The 275-nt window shown below is 55.6% G+C and carries 1 protein-coding gene; it reads left to right on the top strand.

Annotated features, from left to right (window positions below; genetic code table 11):
- A partial coding sequence (locus KVT28_RS25055; protein WP_305801802.1) for a citrate/2-methylcitrate synthase occupies positions 1-275 on the top strand: 275 nt, incomplete at both ends.

Genomic DNA, 275 nt, shown 5'->3' with positions numbered 1-275 from the left:
ATGATCTGCTGGAAGTGGCGATGGAGCTGGAGCACATCGCGCTGAACGACCCGTACTTCATCGAGCGGAAACTCTATCCAAACGTCGATTTCTATTCAGGCATCATCCTGAAAGCAATGGGCATTCCGTCTTCCCTGTTTACCGTTATCTTCGCCATGGCGCGCACCGTGGGCTGGATTGCACACTGGAAAGAGATGCACGGCGAAGGCATGAAAATCGCCCGTCCGCGTCAGCTGTATACCGGTTACACCGGGCGTCCATTCACCTCGGCGCTG

It is taken from the genome of Pantoea sp. GbtcB22 (assembly GCF_019091025.1).
In the GTDB taxonomy this organism is placed as follows: Bacteria; Pseudomonadota; Gammaproteobacteria; order Enterobacterales; family Enterobacteriaceae; genus Pantoea; species Pantoea leporis.
Note: the sequence above shows the minus strand (reverse complement) of the source record. Positions and strands in the feature narration are given on the sequence as shown.